The organism is Pseudonocardia hydrocarbonoxydans (assembly GCF_006539565.1).
GTDB classification, from domain to species: Bacteria; Actinomycetota; Actinomycetes; order Mycobacteriales; family Pseudonocardiaceae; genus Pseudonocardia; species Pseudonocardia hydrocarbonoxydans.
Map to the genome: position 1 here is coordinate 1 of NZ_BJNG01000074.1, position 3,128 is coordinate 3,128.

Sequence of the window (3,128 nt, forward strand, 5' to 3'; positions counted from 1 at the left end):
CGGCCGCCCCGGTGAGCCCTGCGGCCGGTCCGCCCAGGGCGCCGCCCAGCGCGCCGGCCGCCGCGGTGCCGACGGCGATCCAGGCCGGGCGCGGCGCGGGGCCGCCGGGGGACCGGACGGGGCGGGAGGCGCCGGGCGGCCGCGAGGTACCGGACAGCCGCGCCGCGCCGACCCGGTGGCCGCCGACGAGCAGCGCGGCGGCGAGCAGGAGCAGGACCGGCGGTGTCATCGTGGCACCGCCGCACGCAGGATCTGCCCGGTCCAGGCGAGCCCGGCACAGGCCAGGGCCACCCCGACGACGAGCAGCGCCTGCCCGAGCAGCCCGCCCCGCAGCACCCCCACCGGATCGGCCCCCACGAGCTGACCGAGCCCCAGGCCCAGCGCCGGCAGCGCCGTGAGCACCCCGGCCGTGGCCCGCGGGCCGGCGAGCTCGGCCCGTACCCGGGCGGCGAACCGGACGCGCCAGGCGAGGTCGGCCGCGGCGCCGGAGAGCAGCGCGGCCAATGGCACGCCGCACCGGTCGGACAGGGCCCAGGCGGCGGCGAGCCGCTCGACCTCCGCGGCCACCTCCGGGTGCGCGCCGGCCCCGCGGCGCAGGGCGGACGGGACGTCGTCGCCGAGACCGCCCGCGTCGGCCGCGGGGGTGAGCACCGCGCGGGCCCGCGGGCCGTCGGCGGTGGTTCCGGCCAGCGCCGTGGCCGGGTGGGCGCCCGCGGCCAGCTCGTCGGCCATGCGGGCGACCGCCGAGGCCAGCTCGGTGGCCGTCGCGGCCGCCCCGGCCTCGACGCGTCGGGCGGCGCGGTGGCGCCGGAGCGTGGCCCCGACCAGCAGCCCGGCGAGCGCGCCACCCGGCCCGGCCAGCAGCAGCCCGCCCGCACCGGCGGCGACGACGGGCGCCGCTCCGGGTGCGCGCGACCGGCGCGGCCGCCCGGCACGGGGCCGGAACGCCCCGAGCCGGCCGACCGCCACCGGCGGGGGCAGGCACAGCAGCGCGGCGGCCAGGCACAGCAGCGCGCCGGCCGGAGCGGCGCACGACGCGGCTACCACGGCGCCGGCACCTCGCGCTCGGCGAGCATCCGCCCCAGCGTCTCCCGCTCGGTCGTCCAGCCGCCCTGGCGGGTCCAGGCCGCCCGGACCTGCACCTCGGACCCCTCGCGGGCCAGCACACCCACGGCGTCGAGCACGCGGGCGCCGCCGCCGAGGCGGCGCATGTGCAGCACCACCTGCACCGCCGCGGCCAGCTGGCTGTGCAGGGCCACCCGGGACATGCCGCCGACGGCGGCCAGCGCCTCGAGCCGGGCGGGCACCTCGCGCACGGAGTTGGCGTGCACGGTGCCCGCCCCGCCGTCGTGGCCGGTGTTCATCGCGGACAGCAGGTCGGCGACCTCCGCGCCCCGCACCTCGCCGACGACGAGTCGGTCGGGCCGCATGCGCAGCGCCTCGCGCACCAGGTCGCGCAGCGCCACACCGCCTGCGCCCTCGATGTTGGCCGGACGCGACACCAGCCGGACGACGTGCGGGTGCCGTGGCGCGAGCTCCCGGGCGTCCTCGACGGACGTGACCTAGCACCGGAGGTCACAGTGAAGATCATCGTTCGTAAGCCCAGGTCAGCCAGGCGATCCGCCGAGATCCTACGGCTCATCGCGGTAGCTCTCGCTACCGCGATCGTGGTCGTGGGACTCGGGTTCGTCGGGGCGTACGCGGGTGCGTCCGCTGCGTGCCGTGTCGCACCCGTCGATCAGTCACTACCGGTCGTCGTGGTCTGGCACGGCACCGGTAACCCGGCGGAACGGACACACGATGACGTGCACGTGGACGGCACCCCGTGAAGCGCGCCCTGATCGTCCTACGGCTATCACGGGACTCGGATGCAAGTTCGAGCATCGAGCGGCAGCGCGAGGCAACGACCGCTGAGTGCGAGCGGCGCGGTTGGGTCGTCGTCGGTGAGGCCGTCGACGTCGACGTGTCCGGCAAGGTGGACCCGTTCAGGCGTCCCGAACTCGGCGCATGGCTCGCAGAGCCGCACCGGTTCGACGCGATCGTCGCTCAGAAGATGGACCGACTCACTCGCGACTCGTATGGCAAGGAGATCCTAGGCCGCTGGGCACAGGAGAACGGCGTCACGATCCTCGCCGAAGGGCAGGAGTACGACTCGCTAGCGGCGGGTGTCTTAGCGCTCGTCGCGCAAGGCGAACTCCGCAAGATCAGTGAGCGGAACAAGGAAGCGTACGACCGGAATCTTTTAGCCGGGAACTATCGTGGCGGGCATACGCCCTTCGGCTACAAGGCAGTCAAGGTCGGTAACGCATGGCGACTCGTGATCGACGCGGACGAATCGAAAGTCATTAAGGACATCGCTTCGCGCATCATCAGTGGTGAGCCTGTCGCAAGGATCGCTGAGTCGCTGAACCGTGACGGAGTTCCGACCACGAAGGATCGTGCTCGAATTCGCGCGGGTAAGGAGCCAAACGGACATCGCTGGACGACAAGCAACCTTATTCGGATGCTGTCGCAGGAAACCCTACTCGGGTACGCCGTCCAGTCGGACGTCGTCACGAATGGGCGCGGCGTCGTCGTCACTAAGACGAGCAAGCAAGGAAGGACCCGCAAAGAGCTCTCCCGCGATAAGCGGGTCGTGATCGGTACGAACGGGCTGCCCGTTCGTCGGGCGGACCCGGTTCTGACCGAATCGGAGTTCCGAAAGGTTCAGGCGGCTCTGTCACTCCGTAGGGGAACTGCACCTAAGCGCCGGGTTCGTGGCGTCGCGTTACTGCTACAGGTCATCTTCTGTGCCCTATGTGGTCGGCCGATGTACGCTTTCCACACGAACAGCGGACGCGAAGGTGAGCACCGCGCCTACTACCGGTGCTCATCGATGCTGGATCGACCCGCGTGTGGGAACCGGTCCGCTCGTCTACCTGAGATGGACGAGCTAGTCACGAACGGCCTTCTAGCGATGATCGGCGCCTACCCGAACGTCCGGCGCGTCTATGTTCCGGGCAGTGACAACACGGACCAGATTGCGGAGATCGACCGGCAATTAGATGGCATCCGTAGGGGCATGGCGGTGTTCGTCGGTGACCAGCTCGACCGGCTGCTAGCGCCGGTCCCGGACCTGAACGCTAGGG

General features: G+C 72.4%; 3 protein-coding genes and 1 pseudogene. 1 reads left to right on the plus strand and 3 read right to left on the minus strand.

The genetic code is table 11. The features are described from left to right. The 3 genes and pseudogenes from PHY01_RS25965 to PHY01_RS25975 form a co-directional block, all read right to left on the minus strand. The coding region (locus PHY01_RS25965; RefSeq protein ID WP_218030357.1) for a hypothetical protein at positions 1–229 on the minus strand (229 nt) is incomplete at its 3' end. Next, positions 226–1,047 carry a type II secretion system F family protein gene (locus PHY01_RS25970; RefSeq protein WP_141282894.1) on the minus strand — a complete coding sequence of 274 codons (822 nt, stop codon included), beginning with the start codon at positions 1,045–1,047 and terminating at the stop codon, positions 226–228. The genes PHY01_RS25970 and PHY01_RS25965, both read right to left, overlap by 4 nt. Beyond that, a pseudogene (locus PHY01_RS25975) lies at positions 1,041–1,547 on the minus strand (ATPase, T2SS/T4P/T4SS family); the annotation flags it as partial. The gene PHY01_RS25970 and the pseudogene PHY01_RS25975, both read right to left, overlap by 7 nt. 278 nt (positions 1,548–1,825) lie before the next feature. On the opposite strand from PHY01_RS25975, the gene PHY01_RS25980 reads away from it, so the two are divergent. Next, a partial coding sequence (locus PHY01_RS25980) for a recombinase family protein (RefSeq protein WP_141282896.1) occupies positions 1,826–3,128 on the plus strand: 1,303 nt, incomplete at its 3' end.